Origin of the sequence: Kribbella sp. NPDC058693, assembly GCF_042715335.1 — a bacterium.
GTDB lineage: Bacteria > Actinomycetota > Actinomycetes > Propionibacteriales > Kribbellaceae > Kribbella > Kribbella jiaozuonensis.
Genome location: NZ_JBHXSQ010000003.1, coordinates 623065 through 638139, shown reverse-complemented (window position 1 = coordinate 638139; position 15075 = coordinate 623065). Strand labels below are relative to the sequence as shown.

The window sequence follows — 15075 nt, the reverse complement described above, 5'->3', positions numbered from 1 at the left end:
CCCTACTTGATCACCGTCAGCGTGACTGTCTCACCCGGGCTCAGGAGGGTCCCCGGGGACGGCGAGACGCTGACGAGGCGGCCGGGCTTGTAGACGGTCGACGTCCTGGTGCTGATCTCAGTCCTGAGCCCCAGCTCCCGCAGACTCTTCGCGTACGCCGTACTGTCGCGGCCGTCGGTCGTCCGGGAGCTCGGCACACCGACCCGGTCGGGCAGGATCTCGATCCGCGAGAGGATCTCGTCCACCACCGCTGCATCGGTGGACGAGGACGCCCGGAACCACACGTGCAGCGACGGGAGACCCACCGCACCCCAACACACGTCGTCACTCGCACACGTGGTCTTGCGGCGCTCGGCGCGCACTCCGTTCACGAGGAAGACCTCGTCGACCTGGAAGCCGCTGGGCGGGTCAGTGCCGAGCTCCACGCTGTCGACGTCCGGCGGGCGCGGCAGGTCGCAGTACGACGCTGCAGCAGGGTCGTCGATCAGCACGGTGTCGCGGTGCGGGATGCCGCAACGAGAGGCATTCGTACCCCACACCTTCGGTACGGCGATCGCCGCGTGCCCGTAGCCGACCATTCGCATCGCCACCGGTCCCGGGGGCGGGTCAGGGATCGTGATCAGTGTCCCGCCGCCGTTGGAGCTCAGCGCATTGGTGACTCCGATGACGGCCAGCACCGTGATCGCGGCGGCTGCTGATGCCAGCACGCCACGGCCTCGGGTCGCATCGGGGCGAGGCTCCACCCCCTAAGTCTCAGCGCTGGGCAAGTGTCTTGTCACGAAAGTCGTCAGGGGTGGATCAGGGGTCGGTCGGTACCGATCCGGATGCCGTGAACAGCACGGAAACGGGACAGTAGAGCCATGACGAACTCCAACGCACCGTTCCAGAACCTGTCCGGCAAGGTCCTCCGTCGCTCCTCGAACCAGCGGATGCTCTCCGGCGTCTCCGGCGGCATCGCCGAGTACCTCAACGTCGACGTGACCCTGGTCCGCCTCGGCTGGGTCGGCCTTACCCTCATCACCGGCGGCGCCGCGATGATCGGCTACGCGGTCGCGTGGATCGTGATCCCGGAGTCCGACGGCAAGGCCGTGTGGCAGAACGTTCAGCAGTCGGTCAACCAGAACCAGGACTCGACCGAGAACGACATCGCCTCCCGCATCTACGACGACACCACCACCAACAACAAGCCCCCGGCGGCGTGACACCGACTGCGCCTGTAGCGGGCGCAGCACCAGTCACTCGGGCGGGGTGACCGCAACGGCGGTCACCCCGCCGTCGACTGTCTAGACCTTCAGAGCCGGCTTGCGGAGTGCAGCCAGCGCCTGGTCCGGGTGGTCGGCGAAGACGCCCTGCAGCCCCAGGGCGGCGAATCGCTTCAACTCTGTCGAGTAGTCGGTAGCAGTGGGCAGGAAGCGACGCTCCGCACGGAACGTCCAGACCTGCACAGCCAGACCGAGCCGGTGGGCCTGCTCGACCAGCCGGGTCGGCTCCCCCAGACAACCGTCCGCAGTACGTGGAATGACCAGGTCCTTGTGCGGCGCCAGCACCTGCGCGTACGTCGCGATCTCCCGCAGCCCGGCCGGCGCGATCAGGTCGGCGTACGTGCGACCGTCACCGGTCCGCAGGAAGTCGTTCGGTGCACTCTCCGAGTCGATCAGCTGGACCAGCGGCACCCGTGTCATCACCGACAGCCGTCGCAGGCTCGTCGGCTCGAACGACTGCACCATGATCTCGTCCTCGCGCAGTCCGAGCGCCAGGATCCGCTCCGTCAGCAGCTCCTCCAGCGGCAGTCCGAGCCGCCGGAAGTACGCCGGGTGCTTGATCTCCGGGATCACCCCGATCGGATGACCGAGCCGCGCCGACTCCCGCCGCGCCAGGTCGACCACCTCGTCGAAGGTGGGGATCGCCTCCAACCCGTCGTACGCCGTGTTGTTCGCCCGGAGCGCGGGCATCCGTTCCCGGGCGCGGAGCGTGCGCAGCTCGGCGAGCGTGAAATCCTCGACGAACCAGCCGGTGACTGCTGTCCCGTCAACGATCTTGGTGATCTTCCGGTCGGCGAAGACCGGGTGCTCGGCGACGTCCGTCGTACTCGAGATCTCGTTCTCGTGCCGGCAGACCAGCACGCCGTCGAGGGTCGCGACCAGGTCCGGTTCCAGGTAGTCGGCGCCCTGTGCCGCGGCCAGCCGATAGGCCGCCGGCGTGTGTTCCGGGCGGTAGCCACTCGCTCCCCGATGCGCGATCACCAACATGGATCCAGGACAGGGGCCGGACATTGCCCAGCGGGAACCCGTTGCCCAACGCAAGGTGAAGGTCTACCGACCGTCACGATGGTGCGGTTCGAGGCTGTCCACAGACGCGATTAATTCGCATGCAAACTGTCGGAGCGGAGACCTAGCCTGAGGGGGCCATGAGACAACTGCCCCTCGCCGATCCCGGCGTCCCGAATCATCGCTCGCCGGCCCGCTATCTGTGGTGGGTAGCCGGCGGTCAGGCCCGCACACTCGCGGGCGGGATGGCCTTCGGCATTGTCTGGATGGGAGCGCAGGCGTTCATCCCGGCGATCCTCGGGCGGGCGATCGACGAGGGCATCGCGGCGAAGGACGGCGAGCGGCTGCTGCAGTGGACCGCGCTGCTGTTCGCGGTCGGCGTGGTGCAGGCGCTGGCCGGCATCATGCGGCACCGGTTCGCGGTGACCAACTGGCTGATGGCGGCGTACCGGACGGTCCAGGTGGTGACGCGGAAGTCGGCCAACCTCGGGGCGACGCTGCCGAAGCACCTGGCGACCGGCGAGGTGGTCAGCGTCGGCGCCGGCGACCTCTCCTACATCGGGAACCTGATGGAGGTCTCGGCCCGGTTCGCGGGCGCGATCGTGGCGTTCGTCGTGGTCGCGGCGATCCTGCTCTCGTCCTCGACGGCGCTCGGCCTGGTGGTGCTCATCGGCGTACCGATCATGCTCTTCTGCCTCGGGCCGATGCTGCGGCCGCTGCACCGGCGGCAGTCCGCGCAGCGTGAGGCGGTCGGCGAGCTGAACTCGCTGGGTTCGGACATCGTGGCCGGGCTGCGGGTGCTGCGCGGTATCGGCGGTGAGGAGTCGTTCTCCCGGCGGTACCGGAGTGAGTCGCAGGAGGTGCGGAAGGCGGGTGTGCGGGTCGCCGGCATCCAGTCGATGCTGGACGCGGCCCAGGTGCTGCTGCCCGGGATCTTCGTCGTGCTCGTGGTCGGCCTGGGTGCGCACTTCGCGCTCCGTGGCGATCTGAGCGCCGGGTCGCTGGTGGCGTTCTACGGGTATGCGACGTTCCTGGTGCTGCCGCTGCGGACGGCGACTGACTTCGCCAACCAGCTGATGCGTGGGCTGGTCGCGGCGGGCCGGGTGATCCGCGTGCTGAAGCTGGAGCCGGACATCACCGATCCTGCTGCGCCGCTACAGCTGCCAGACCACGGCGACCTGGTCGATCCGGTCTCCGGCGTACGGGCGCGCGACGGACTGCTCACCGCGGTCGTCTCCGCGGAGCCGGACAGCTACGCCGAGCTCGCGGACCGCCTGGGGCGGTACGACGAATCGAGCGAGGTCAGGTACGGCGGCGTGACGCTGGCCAGCGCTACCCGAGCGGATGTCCGGGAGCGGATCCTGGTGAGCGACACCGGCTCGCAGATGTTCACCGGCGTACTGCGGACCGAGCTCGACCCGGACGGCCGCCGTACCGATGACGAACTGATGGCAGCGATGCGTACGGCGTCCGCCGAGGACGTGCTGGTCGCGCTGCCGGACGGGCTCGATTCCGAGGTCGAGGAGAAGGGCCGCTCGTTCTCCGGCGGACAGCGTCAGCGGCTGGTGCTCGTCCGGGCGCTGCTCGCGGACCCGTCCGTGGTGGTGCTGGTCGAGCCGACCTCCGCCGTGGACGCTCACACCGAGGCGCGGATCGCGGAGCGGTTGCGCGACCACCGAGCCGGCCGGAGCACCGTCGTACTGACCGCGAGTCCGCTTCTGCTCGACCGCGTCGACGAGGTGATCTTCGTCGCCGCCGGCCGAGTGGTTGCCACCGGCAAGCACCGCGAGCTGCTCGAGAGCGAGCCGCAGTACCGCCGGACCGTCACCCGCCAGACCGAAGAAGAGGAGGCCCTCCGATGAGGCAGATCCTGCCCGTTGCCGGGCCGGTCGAGATTCGGCAGCATGCGCGCCGGCTGGCGCGGCGGCACCCGCGCAACCTGTCGATCGCGCTGCTGCTGCACGTGCTGGCGGCGGTGTCCGGGCTGGCGGCGCCGCGGCTGATCGGTGACCTGGTGGAGGATGTGCAGAACGGCACGACCGCCTCGAAGGTCAACGAGGTCATCGCGGTGATCGCGGTCTTCATCGTCGCGCAGTCGTTGCTGACCCGCTGGGCGCGCTACCGGTCGTTCGCGCTGGGCGAGCAGGTGCTGGCCGAGCTGCGTGAGGAGTTCGTCGACAACGCGTTGGCGCTGCCGATCGGGACGGTCGAGCGGGCCGGCACCGGCGATCTGCTGTCGCGGACGTCGCGGGACGTCGACACGTTGTCGCGGACGGTGCGGTTCGCCGTACCGGAGACGATCATCGCGTTCGTCACCGTGATCTTCACGGCCGTCGCGACCGTGCTGGTCGGGGTCTGGGTGCTGGTTCCTCTGGTCGCGATGGTTCCGCTGCTGTGGCTGAGCACGAAGTGGTATCTGCGTCGCGCGAAGGACGGGTACCTGCGGGAGAACGCGGCGTACGCCCAGATGACGAGCTCACTCGCGGAGACGGTCGAGGGTGCTCGGACTGTCGAGGCGTTGCGGCGGTACGACGATCGCGTGCGGCGCGGGGATGTGGATATCCGCGGGTCGTATCTGGCCGAGCGGTACACGTTGTTCCTGAGGACTGTGTATTTCCCGGTGGCTGAGCTGGGGTATCTGGTGCCGGTCGTGGGGACGCTGCTGTTCGGTGGGTGGCTGCATCTCAACGGGCATGTCTCGCTCGGCGCGGTGACGGCTGCCGTGTTGTACGTGAACCAGCTGATCGATCCGGTTGACCGGTTGCTGTCGTGGTTGGACGAGCTGCAGTCCGGCGGTGCGGCGTTCGCGCGGCTGCTGGGGATCAGCGACGTACCGGACGACCGGACGCCGTCGGGGCAGGAGCCTTCTTCGGAACTGGTTGAGGCGCGGGATGTGCGGTTCTCGTACGTCGAGGGTCGCGACGTACTGCACGGTGTGGATCTGACCATCCAGCCGGGTGAGCGGATCGCGATGGTCGGGCCGTCGGGTGCCGGCAAGTCGACGCTGGGGCGGTTGGTCGCGGGCATCCACCCGCCACGGACCGGTTCGGTGACGGTCGGCGGTGTCGGCATGACGGAGCTGCCACTGGACGAGCTCCGCAAGCAGGTCGCGCTCGTGACCCAGGAACACCACGTCTTCGTCGGCACGCTGCGGGACAACCTGTCGATGGCGCGACCGTCGGCGTCCGACTCCGAACTGCTGGAGGCGCTGGAAGCAGTAGACGCCCGCGAGTGGGCGCAGGCGCTACCCGACGGCCTGGACACCCGAGTCGGCTCCGGCCAGCTCGCGCTAACACCTGCCCAAGCACAGCAGTTGGCCCTGGCCCGCCTGGTCCTGGCCGACCCCCACACCCTTGTCCTGGACGAAGCAACCTCCCTGATCGACCCCCGAGCCGCCCGCCACATGGAACGCTCCCTAGCCGCAGTACTAGAGGGCCGGACAGTGATAGCCATCGCCCACCGCCTCTACACCGCCCACGACGCCGACCGCGTAGCAGTAGTAGAAGACGGCCAAATCACAGAACTAGGCAGCCACGAAGACCTAGTAGCCCGCCAAGGCTCCTACGCCGCCCTCTGGACCTCCTGGCACGGCTAACCCGCACGCCCGGTGAGACCGCCACCCCGGCGTGCGGCTTCGTCCCATCCCCCGCCCCCGAGCGGAGCGAGGGGGCGGGGTTTCTTTTAGCGTTTGCGTAGTAGGAGTACAGCCGAGTCCACATGTGGAGGCGGGGTAAACGCCTTGCGGGGAAGCCGAAGCCCAATAGACGGGTCGTAGTACCGGAACCACCGATTAGCCCCCGGCGCCTCGCCGCGCGCCCACCGGTTCGCCACCTGCCGTTGAAGGACCAGATCAGCCGACACCAACCGCGACCCCGGCGCCAGCAACCGCTTCAGCAACAACGTAGACACGTTGTACGGCGGACTAGACACCACCCGGAACGGCCGCGACGGCAACCGCAAATCACCGGCATCAGCACGAACCACCGTCACCGGCGCATCAGCAAACCGCCGACGTAACCGATCGGCACGACCAGGATGGAGTTCGACGGCGACCACCCGGGCACCGGCCCGGACCAGCGGCGCAGTCAGCGCACCGAGTCCGGCCCCGACATCGAGGACGAGCTCACCGGGTCTGACCCCGGCCGCGTCCACAACCCGTTGGGCCCAACGACTATCGAGCGGATGCCATCCCCAGGCACCCCTCGCCTGCCCGGAGCCGGGCACGACGGACCATCACGAAGTACGTAATCATGCAACGGACCCTAGACCGTCGAACCCCAACAGCTCAAAGCATTTTCGGCGCCGCCCCGAGCGACAGAACAGTCTCCGTCGTACGCCGCTCCGCCAACTCGAGCCGGCTCCTCTTCGCCACCGACGTGCCCTTCGCAAGCTCCCGCCGTACGTCGAGAACCCGCACCGGCAGCACATCCGTCATCAACAGCGGCGCGAACTCAGCCTGCTCGGTCGACCACCGATCGCCGTCACGCTTGAACGTGAAGCGGACCAGCAACCCCTCGGCCTTCGTGCTCTCGGGCTCGCGATGCGCAGCGACCAGATTGCCCAGCCCGTACGCGACCCACTTCCCGTTGATCTGCTCCATCGGCTGTACCACATGCGCGTGATGACCGATCACCAGATCAATGTTGCTATCAGCAAGCAGTTCCGGCGCGACCTCGCGCTGCTGGTCGTTCAACTTGCTCGAGTACTCCGTACCCCAATGACAGCTGACCAACACGAGATCGGCCCCACGATCCTTAGCCTCCTGGGCCTTCCGAGCGATCGTCTTCGTGTCGATCTTGCCCGCGCGCCAGGTCTGACCGTTCGGGTACGGCAACCCGTTGAACCCGAACGTGAAACTCAACGAAGCGATCTTCACACCACCGACGTCAACGATCGTCGTCTGCTCCGCCTCGGCCCGCGACCGCGCCGTACCCGCGTGCTTCAAGCCCACCTTCTGCAAGGTGTTGAGCGTCCGGTCGACACCGTCCGCCCCGCCGTCGAAGCTGTGGTTGCTGGCCGTCGTGCACAGGTCGTACCCGGTCTGCTTCAGCGCGCTCGCGATCTGCGGCGGACCTTGGAAGAGCGGGTAGCCGTGGTACGGACCACCGGCAGGTGCGAGCGGGGTCTCCAGGTGCGCGATAGCGAGATCCGCCTTCTGCACAAGGGGTTTCACGCTGCTCATCAGCGGCGCGAAGTCCCAGTCCCCGCCCTTGCCGTCACGCTTCGCCGTTGTCCACAGGCGTTCGTGAAGCAGTACATCGCCGGTCGCGACGACCGTGATCCGATCGGGCTGGTTGCCCGGTTTCGGCTTCGCGGTCGTGGTGTTCTTCGTGCCGTGATCGCTGGTCGTATCCGCGTAGGTGTCCGCGATGCAACCGGTCGTCGCCAGCGCCGCGGCGCCGGCCAGCATGCCCCCGAGCACCGCACGTCGTCGTACTGCCATCCCCACCCCCTTGTTGCCGATGAAGACGCGGCACCCAGGGGTTTGGTTGGGACGGAGATCTGATCGTGTCCTACGCGATCAGGTTGGTACTACTGGCTTTCCCTTCCGGTCGGCTGTCCTGGCAGGCGTCGACCAGGTCGTCGAGGGAGATCTCCAGCGTGGCGGCGACGGCAGCCACCGTGAACAGGGCCGGCGTCGGGATCCGGCCGGTCTCGATCTTGCGCAGCGTGTCGACCGAGACGCCGCACGCCGCAGCCACCTCGACCATGCTGCGCTCGCCGCGCGCCTCGCGGAGCAGACGGCCGAGCTGACGACCGCGTTCGCGGTCCCAGGTGGACAGAGGTGGTCGGACCATGAGTGTGATAATAGTACCGGTATAGTTATCCGGTGAAGTCGAGTCGCGAACGAGGAAGCACACGATGGTCGAGTTGAAGACGCCAGCGGAGATCGAGCAGATGCGCGAGGCCGGGCGGGTCGTCGGTACTGCGCTGGCCGCGGTGAAGAAGCAGGCCGCAGCCGGGGTCTCGCTCCGCGAGCTCGACGAGGTCGCGCGCGACGTACTGCGTTCCGCCGGGGCGGTGTCGCTGTTCGAGGGGTACCAGCCTGGGTTTGCGACGTCGCCGTTCAGCGGGGTGATCTGCACGTCAGTCAATGACGCCGTACTGCACGGGTTGCCGAGTGACCTTCGCCTAGAGGATGGGGACCTCCTCAACGTCGACTGCGGTGCGTCGGTCGACGGTTGGTGCGCGGATGCGGCGACCAGCTTCTGCGTCGGTACGCCGCGACCCGAGGACCTCGAGCTGATCGCAACCACCGAGGAAGCACTCGCCGCCGGCATCGCGGCCGCCGTCGAAGGCAACCGCATCGGCGACATCAGCGCCGCGATCGGACGCATCGGCAAGCGCGACAACGTCGGCACCAACCTCGACTTCGGCGGCCACGGCGTCGGCCGCCGCATGCACGAAGACCCCCACATCGCCAACGGCGGCCGCCCCGGCCGAGGCCTCAAACTCCGCGCCGGCCACGTCTTCGCCATCGAACCCTGGTTCTGGTCCGGCCCCGGCTCGACGTACGTCATCGACCAAGACGGCTGGACCCTCCGCTCCGCCGACACCACCCGAGGCGCCCACGCCGAACACACCGTCGCCATAACCCCCGAAGGCCCCCAAATCCTCACCCTCCCCTAAGTACTGCGGTCATCCCACGCTCCGGACTACGCGCGGCTCCTTCGTCGCCGTGCTACGCCGTCACCCCACCCACCCTCCGGCTATCGCCGGCGCATCCTCTTCCGGCTACCGCCGGACGTGCGCGCTTATCGCGCGATCGACCGACACGTGTACCCGCGATCCGCGCATCCGTCCGAGCATGCAAGACCCGCGCAGTTCCCCCGCCGGCGACAAGCGGGGAAGGTGGTCAGCCCCCGCTCCGGACTACGCGCGGCTCCTTCGTCGCCGTGCTACGCCGTCGCCCCACCCACCCTCCGGCTATCGCCGGAACATCCCCTTCCGGCTATCGCCGGACGTGCGCGCTTATCGCGCAGTCGACCGACACGTGTACCCGCGAGCCGCACGACCGCGAGGGCACGCGAGGTCCGCGCACTTGCCCCCGCCGCCAGGCCGTGAGCCGGCGCCACGGATCGACCGCGTCTGCGCGATCGGCATCGGCGTCATCCGCAGCATCCGCACCATCGGCTGCGGCGACGGCTGGCGACGGCTGGCGACGGCTGGCTGCGGCCGGCTGCGGCTGCGGCTGGGTCATCGGTGGCGGCCACGTCGGCGGCGGCGAAGTCAGCGGCGGCTGCATCGGCTGCATCGGTGGAGTAGCTGGCGCGGCGCGGCATGCGATTCGCCGACCAAGCTGGGTGATTGCGAGCGTCGGGCCGCAGGGGCTCGGTGGAGATGGGTGCTGCCTCGGATAAACAGGGCCGGGTGCTGCCCCGGATAAACAGGGCTGGGCGCTGTCGTGGTCAGGCGGGGCTGGTGCTGGCGTGTCTATCCGCCTGCGAGGTCCTCGTCGGCTACTTGCCCATCTGTCAGACGCTATCGACGTGTCCTCGGTAGAAGGTCACACGCGCGGCGGGGTGGAAGCCGATGGACTGGTAGAGCGCGGCGGCTGGCGGGGATTCGAAGCCGATTTTGAGGCGGCGGGCGCCTCTGACTGCTAGGCGGTCGATGCCTGTGGTGAGCATGGCTCGAGCCAGGCCGCGGCGGTGGTACTCGTCCTCCACTCTCACTGGCTCGACCAGACCTACCTGCGTCACCGGGTCGAACCAGTAGAGCGAGTACGCGACGGCTTGGCCATCGAGTGTCTCGATGGCGAGGTCGAGCGCTGGGTCGTACAAAGAACATCGGCGAAGGCGCTCGCCAACCTGGTCGCCGTTCCGGTGGCGCATCGGGTGCGGAGTGCCGGGTCGTTGAGTGCGATCGACGAGAACGAAGCCCTCGGGAGGTGGGTCGACCCGTGGCCGGTCGGCGGCATCCATCCAGGCAATGCTTGATCGCTCACCGGCAACAAGCCCAGCTCCGTCAACCAGTTCGCGCAGCTCGCGATCGTCATCACGCACAGGAACCTCGAGCGAACCCGCCGCGTGACGCCGGACCTGCGCCACCGCGCCCGCCCAAACCTCATTCAGAGAAGGGCTCGTCGCCCCCGGAACGATGATCGGGTCACACTGCCACACATCGTCGGCCCAAATCGTCAACAGAACCCCAGCCACCGGCCCATCGCCGTCAACCCAGAACAGTTGATCCACATCGTCCGACCGCCGCGCCTTCCGCGACCACCACTGCACGTCGGCCGCCTCCCACACACCAGCCTCACGCCCGGACAGTCGGACGCGCTGCAACAACGAAGTGGCCAGCGTCAGTGCTTCATCCCCGGAGACTTCGACTTCCCGCACAGACAACACGCTAACCCTCTCCCCCCATACGGTGGACGTATCAGGTGGCGAGGAGGGGCGACCGGTGAGAAGGAGAGCTGTCGCCATCGTCGTGGTGGTGGTCTGCGTGGGGGTCGGCCTTGCGCTTCGCGGGTCTGACGATCTGGACCGCGTCAACAAGGGCGATGCTTTCGGGAAGGCGGACGGTTCGTACGAGATCGGCATTCCCACCGCGCGGATCAACGATGACGTCTGGTACTTCGCGCCGGCCATCACCAATCAGTCGTCGGAGAAGTTGACGCTGAAGGACGTCGAGCCCGGAACCTTGCCCGACGGTCTGAGCTTTGTCGGAGCCAGTCTCTTCGACAAAGAGGCGTTCATCGCCGGCATTCCGATGTCGTGGGACAGCAGCGGTGGCTCAGCCAACGATGATCCGTCGACGAAGCCGTCAACGGCGGTCGAGGGCTTCACGCTCCTCCCGGGACAGACGTTGCCGGATGACAAGATCGTCTACTTGCGTCTGCGGGTCACCACCAGCCAGCGGCCGCTCAAGTCCGATGGCGTCAGGTTCATCTACCAGCAACGTGGCAGGCGTTACGCACAGACGCTGAGTGCGAATCTGACGATCGCTCCACCAACACCTCAGCGATGAGCGGCAGCCGGCGTCAGAAGAGAGGCTGTTGATCCGCGACTTCAGGCCGTGGCTGGCGGCGGGGTGGGGGGCGGAAGCGGGCGGTGGTGGGGTCGGGGTCGCCCCAGCCGGATTCTGCGCCGTCGACGACGCCAGTGGGATTCATGCCATTGATGGGTTTGGCGCGGTGGGAGGAGCCTCGGCCGAAGCCGTGTTTGTCGAGAAGGGGGCGGGCTTTGTCTTCAAAGGCCTTGCGGTAGCTGGGGCTGGCGTAGGAGCCGTGGGCGTAGAGGGATTCGTAGCGGGAGACCAGGTCGGGGTGGTCGTGGGCGAGCCAGCTCATGAACCAGTCTTTGACGCCGGGACGTAGGTGGAGGGTGAGCGTGGTCACGCCCGTCGCTCCAGCTTCGGCGAGTTGGGCGAAGAGGTGGTCCAGGTGCTCGGCGGAGTCGGTGAGCCACGGAAGGACGGGCGCGACCATGACGCCGCACGGGAGCCCTGCCTCGCGGATGGCGCGGATGAGGTCCAGGCGCCCGCGAACCGACGGTACGCCGGGCTCGAGGCGGCGGCGTAGCTCTTCGTCGCCTAACGCCAATGAGATGCCGATGCCGACCCGCACTTCGCCGGCCGCTGCAGACAACAGCCCCAGGTCTCGCCGGAGCAAGGTGCCCTTGGTCAACACCGACAGGGGTGTGCCGGACGCGGCGAGGGCCTCGATGATCCCAGGCATCAGGCGGTAGCGACCCTCAGCACGCTGGTAGGGATCAGTATTGGTGCCCAGGGCAACTTGCTCGTGGTTCCAGGACGGGCGGGCCAGCTCACGTCGCAGTACGTCGGAAACGTTGGTCTTCACGACGATCTGGCGGTCGAAGTCCTGGCCGGTGTCGAGCTCCAGGTACTTGTGGGTCGGCCGGGCGAAGCAATACCTGCAGGCGTGCGTGCACCCGCGGTACGGATTGACCGTCCAGTTGAATGGCAGCCCTGTGCCAGGCACCGAATTCAGTGCGGACCGCGCAACCACCTCATGGAACGTGATCCCCTGGAACTCCGGCGTCGTCACCGACCGAACCAGCCCCGCGATCAACCCGAGCCCCGGCAGCGTCCCCGGAGTCTCGACGTCGATTTGCTGGCCGGCCCATCTCATGCCATATAGTCGAACACATGTTCGAGCTTCCAAGCAAGTCAGCGGAAGGCGTCGGCGTTGGCGAGTGCCCATTCGCGGTACGTCAGCGCGGGCCGGCCGGTGAGCTCGGGCACCGCGGGCTCGGGCTTCATCGGCCACTCCGCCATCATGCCGAAGCCGTCGAGCAACCACTGCGCGGTCTCCAACCCGATCGCCGGCGCGAGTTCGTCGAGGTATTCCTGCGGCGTCTGCTCGATGAAGCGCACCTCGCGGCCGATCGCCTCCGCAATCTGTTCGACTTCCTCCGGCGGCGTAAGCGCCTCCGGTCCGCTCATCATGATCTTCTGGCCATTGAAGCGTTCCGACAGCAGCACCACTCGCGCCACCGCGGCGATATCCCCGAGGTCGATCGGCGTCTGCACGGCCGCGGGGTACGGCGCTCGTACGACGCTCTCGGCCTTGATCGACGGTGCCCAGCCGAGCGTGTTGTTCATGAACTGTCCCGGCCGCAGGAACGTCCAGTCGAAGCCGCCCGCCTCGATCGCGCGCTCGATCCGGTAGTAGTGCCACGCCGACGGATCCCCCTGCGCCTCATACTCGGCCGGCTCCCCGGACAGTACGACGACCCGCCGTACGCCGGCGTGCTGGGCGCAGCGGACGAAGTCGTCGACGTACGCCGGAAGCGGCGCGAGGTAGACCGTGTCGATGCCGGCCAACGCAGCCGGAAGCGTCGAGGGCGTGCCGAGATACCCGCGAGCGATCTCCACCTCGTCCGGCAACGCCGCCCGGGCCGGGTTGTTGGTCAGCGCCCTGACTTCCGCACCCGCCGACACCAACTCGTCCACGAGCAACCGCCCCACGCTCCCGGTCGCCCCTGTCACCAAGATCCTCATGCCACTCCCCTCTCGCCGACAATTCTCGTAGGGTATACGAGAATTCAAACCACCGCCTATCGTTATCGCCGTGAGCGAGCGCCGGAGCGGTCAGGGTCAGCCAGACAAGACGCTGGCGTTGCTGTGGCGAAACCACCGCCGCCCAGCGGCCGAGCCAGGACCGAACGAGCCCGTCAGGCAGCGCGGCGCGGGCCGGCGACCGTCGCTCAACGTGGACGATGTCGTGCAGGCAGGCATCCGGCTGGCGGACGAGCAAGGGCTCGCGGCGGCGTCGATGGGTGGGCTCGCCAAAGAGCTCGGCGTCGGCACGATGACGCTCTACACATACGTGCCGTCGAAGGACGAGTTGCTGGACCTGATGGTCGACCAGGTGCTCGTCGAACGCGAGCTCCCTGGCCCAGGTGCATCACGCCCCGACGACTGGCGCGAGCAGGTGGAGATCTACTCGCAGCAGACCCGCGCGATGTTCCAGCAGCACCTCTGGATGTCGCAGGTCTCGACGATCCGCCCGCCGGTCGGCCCGGGCATGCTGGCCGGCCGCGAGTACCTGCTGTCCGCGGTGATGGGCCTCGGCCTCAGCGCGACCGAGACGAACACGGCCGCGCTCGCGATCACGACGTACGTCGACTCCGCGGCTCACCTCGAGGCCGAGAGTCGACTCGTCGAGCGCGCCACGGGGCAGACCAACGACGCCTGGTGGTACGAGCGGAACGACCTGTGGGAGACGTACTTCGACGTCGACAGGCATCCGACGATGACCGCGATCTGGCACGCGAACGGCTACGAGTCCACCGCAGCCGACTCGTACCGCTACGGCCTCGACCGCCTGCTCGACGGCATCGAAGCCATGAAATCCCTATAGATCAAGGGAAATCCAGGCGGGATCATGATCCGTCCCATCCCGCGCCAGCTTGCGACGACGACCGATGAACGAACCGGTCAACCGCGGCGCCAGCGCCGGCGACATCCAGATCTGGTCGATCAGATCGAACGTCCGCGGCTGCCCTGACTCCTTGAACGTCGACGTCCATGCCGGGCTCGCCGGCAACTCCACCGTCGTCTGCACAGTCCCGACCTCGGTCGGCGCCGTCAACGCGCTGACCAGCCCGGCCTTCTCGTAGGCGACCAGCGCGGGCGAGTCCGGGGTGTCGTTCATGTCGCCACACAACAGATACCGCTGCCGCGTGCTCATCCGCGACGCCATGATCCGCACGATCGTCTCGGCCTGCTGCGTCCGCAACAGCTGCGCCGCCGCCTCGGCCGCAGCCTGGTCCGGCGCCTTGAAATCGACGTACTTCGACTTCAAGTGCGTGCCGAACACGGTCAGGATCCGCCGGCCGCGGTCGTCCAGGATCTCCGCCTCGACCAGATCGCGCGAGAAGATCGGCCGATCCGGTACGTCGGGATGGAACGTCCGCTGATAGCTCGTCACCCCGCCGATCGGCCGGCGCGACAGCAGCCCGATGTCGATGAACCGCGTCGAGTCGTTGCCGTCGATCACCATCACGTGCCGGTAGGCGCCGTTCAGGTGGTCGCGATTGAACTCCCGCAGTACGTCGACGTTCTCGACCTCCTGCACGATCCAGACGTCGACGTCCGGAGCGAGCAGCCGCTCGGCCACCCGGTTGGTGTCCTCGGGCTTCTTCGCCGTCAGCAGCTTGCCGTTCCCGTCGAGCTGCAACCGCCGCCGGTGCTCGTCGTCGAACGTGTACGTCGCCGGCACCGAGCCGGTCCCGTTCGCCAGCACGTCGACCGCACCCTCGAAGTTCCACCGGTCGAACAGGTTGTTCAGGTTGAACGTGCCCACCGTGAGAGCCATGTCCCCCACCTCCCCTAACGG

15 protein-coding genes are annotated in these 15075 nt (G+C 67.8%); 6 read left to right on the top strand and 9 right to left on the bottom strand.

Translation table 11 applies throughout. From position 1 onward, the window contains the following. Positions 1 to 2: 2 nt before the first annotated feature. On the bottom strand, positions 3 to 743 hold the full coding sequence (locus tag ACFWUU_RS20995; RefSeq protein ID WP_380177374.1) for a PASTA domain-containing protein: 741 nt from the start codon (positions 741 to 743) through the stop codon (positions 3 to 5). 117 nt (positions 744 to 860) lie between these two features. Here ACFWUU_RS20995 and ACFWUU_RS20990 point away from each other — a divergent pair, with 117 nt between their 5' ends. Beyond that, positions 861 to 1202: a PspC domain-containing protein gene (locus ACFWUU_RS20990; RefSeq protein WP_137258765.1), complete on the top strand. Its 342-nt coding sequence runs from the start codon at positions 861 to 863 to the stop codon at positions 1200 to 1202. Between the two features lie 81 nt (positions 1203 to 1283). Here ACFWUU_RS20990 and ACFWUU_RS20985 read toward each other — a convergent pair whose 3' ends face one another. Continuing rightward, positions 1284 to 2249 carry a glycerophosphodiester phosphodiesterase gene (locus tag ACFWUU_RS20985; RefSeq protein ID WP_380177373.1) on the bottom strand — a complete coding sequence of 322 codons (966 nt, stop codon included), beginning with the start codon at positions 2247 to 2249 and terminating at the stop codon, positions 1284 to 1286. Positions 2250 to 2407: 158 nt separating this feature from the next. Here ACFWUU_RS20985 and ACFWUU_RS20980 point away from each other — a divergent pair, with 158 nt between their 5' ends. Both ACFWUU_RS20980 and ACFWUU_RS20975 read left to right on the top strand, forming a co-directional pair. Beyond that, a complete protein-coding gene (locus ACFWUU_RS20980) occupies positions 2408 to 4129 on the top strand; it encodes an ABC transporter ATP-binding protein (protein ID WP_380177372.1) in 1722 nt (573 codons plus the stop codon). Next, positions 4126 to 5862 carry an ABC transporter ATP-binding protein gene (locus tag ACFWUU_RS20975; RefSeq protein WP_380177371.1) on the top strand — a complete coding sequence of 579 codons (1737 nt, stop codon included), beginning with the start codon at positions 4126 to 4128 and terminating at the stop codon, positions 5860 to 5862. Before ACFWUU_RS20980 ends, ACFWUU_RS20975 begins: the two co-directional genes overlap by 4 nt. An 86-nt stretch (positions 5863 to 5948) precedes the next feature. Here ACFWUU_RS20975 and ACFWUU_RS20970 read toward each other — a convergent pair whose 3' ends face one another. The 3 genes from ACFWUU_RS20970 to ACFWUU_RS20960 all read right to left on the bottom strand — a co-directional run bounded on the left by ACFWUU_RS20970 (position 5949) and on the right by ACFWUU_RS20960 (position 8065). Further along, a complete protein-coding gene (locus ACFWUU_RS20970; protein WP_380177370.1) occupies positions 5949 to 6419 on the bottom strand; it encodes an rRNA adenine N(6)-methyltransferase family protein in 471 nt (156 codons plus the stop codon). Positions 6420 to 6552: 133 nt separating this feature from the next. Further along, on the bottom strand, positions 6553 to 7710 hold the full coding sequence (locus tag ACFWUU_RS20965) for a CapA family protein (protein WP_380177369.1): 1158 nt from the start codon (positions 7708 to 7710) through the stop codon (positions 6553 to 6555). A 70-nt stretch (positions 7711 to 7780) separates the two neighbouring features. Next, a complete protein-coding gene (locus ACFWUU_RS20960) occupies positions 7781 to 8065 on the bottom strand; it encodes a helix-turn-helix domain-containing protein (RefSeq protein ID WP_380177368.1) in 285 nt (94 codons plus the stop codon). A 64-nt stretch (positions 8066 to 8129) separates the two neighbouring features. Here ACFWUU_RS20960 and map point away from each other — a divergent pair, with 64 nt between their 5' ends. After that, positions 8130 to 8897, top strand: coding sequence for a type I methionyl aminopeptidase (gene map / locus ACFWUU_RS20955; protein ID WP_380177367.1), 768 nt, complete (start codon positions 8130 to 8132; stop codon positions 8895 to 8897). A gap of 845 nt (positions 8898 to 9742) precedes the next feature. Here map and ACFWUU_RS20950 read toward each other — a convergent pair. Then, positions 9743 to 10609 carry a GNAT family N-acetyltransferase gene (locus ACFWUU_RS20950; RefSeq protein ID WP_380177366.1) on the bottom strand — a complete coding sequence of 289 codons (867 nt, stop codon included), beginning with the start codon at positions 10607 to 10609 and terminating at the stop codon, positions 9743 to 9745. Between the two features lie 64 nt (positions 10610 to 10673). Between ACFWUU_RS20950 and ACFWUU_RS20945 the strand changes: the two genes are divergently transcribed. After that, entirely contained in the window at positions 10674 to 11240 is a 567-nt protein-coding gene (locus ACFWUU_RS20945; protein ID WP_380177365.1) for a hypothetical protein, read from the top strand. A 13-nt stretch (positions 11241 to 11253) separates the two neighbouring features. Here ACFWUU_RS20945 and ACFWUU_RS20940 read toward each other — a convergent pair whose 3' ends face one another. Together ACFWUU_RS20940 and ACFWUU_RS20935 are read right to left on the bottom strand one after the other, a co-directional pair. Next, positions 11254 to 12363 (bottom strand): Rv2578c family radical SAM protein, encoded by a 1110-nt coding sequence (locus tag ACFWUU_RS20940; RefSeq protein WP_380177364.1) that lies wholly within the window; start codon positions 12361 to 12363, stop codon positions 11254 to 11256. A gap of 38 nt (positions 12364 to 12401) precedes the next feature. Next, positions 12402 to 13235: an SDR family oxidoreductase gene (locus ACFWUU_RS20935; RefSeq protein ID WP_380177363.1), complete on the bottom strand. Its 834-nt coding sequence runs from the start codon at positions 13233 to 13235 to the stop codon at positions 12402 to 12404. Positions 13236 to 13305: 70 nt separating this feature from the next. Here ACFWUU_RS20935 and ACFWUU_RS20930 point away from each other — a divergent pair, with 70 nt between their 5' ends. Next, the gene (locus ACFWUU_RS20930) at positions 13306 to 14097 is read left to right on the top strand and encodes a TetR/AcrR family transcriptional regulator (protein ID WP_380177362.1); all 792 of its coding nucleotides are present in this window, start codon (positions 13306 to 13308) and stop codon (positions 14095 to 14097) included. Here ACFWUU_RS20930 and ACFWUU_RS20925 read toward each other — a convergent pair. After that, entirely contained in the window at positions 14092 to 15054 is a 963-nt protein-coding gene (locus ACFWUU_RS20925; RefSeq protein ID WP_380177361.1) for an endonuclease/exonuclease/phosphatase family protein, read from the bottom strand. The two genes, ACFWUU_RS20930 and ACFWUU_RS20925, sit on opposite strands and share 6 nt — an antisense overlap. Positions 15055 to 15075 lie beyond the last annotated feature (21 nt).